Origin of the sequence: Saliphagus sp. LR7 (genome assembly GCF_003344565.1) — an archaeon.
In the GTDB taxonomy this organism is placed as follows: Archaea; Halobacteriota; Halobacteria; order Halobacteriales; family Natrialbaceae; genus Saliphagus; species Saliphagus infecundisoli.
Genome location: NZ_QPND01000094.1, coordinates 1 through 420, shown reverse-complemented (window position 1 = coordinate 420; position 420 = coordinate 1). Strand labels below are relative to the sequence as shown.

The following is a 420-nucleotide window of genomic DNA, read 5'->3' as shown; positions in this document are numbered from 1 at the left end:
GTGGTAACTCGTTTGATCGCGCTGGAAGCCACTCGCGTCAATGGCCGCTTCACCACTCCAGCCCACCTGCTCCGCGCTTCGGCGGAGCAGGTGACGGAGTTCACGCATCCGGTATTCCTGTTCCCAGCGACAGAGCGTGGTATGATCGGGTGTTTTCGTCAGCTGAAGTTCCTCGTGGATGGCTCTGGAGTCGTTGAACCATGCTTCAGTCTCGCGGAAGCTCTTGTTGAGCTCAGTGTGCAGGAGGATAAACGTGATCTGGACCCACTCGGCGAACCCGCTGTCGCCAGTCGGCGCAGCGGGTTCGTCCGGATTGTCAACGTATTGTTTGGCAAGATTCTTATACTGTCGTATAGTCGATCGTTTCGACCTCATATCGCAAGACGGCGTCCATTTCCCCACAAATCTAACGGAAACCAG

Annotated in this window: 1 pseudogene; it reads right to left on the bottom strand. The window is 56.0% G+C overall.

The features are described 5' to 3' along the window. A pseudogene (locus DVH23_RS23325) lies at window positions 1–375 on the bottom strand (IS5/IS1182 family transposase); the annotation flags it as partial. Window positions 376–420: the final 45 nt, after the last annotated feature.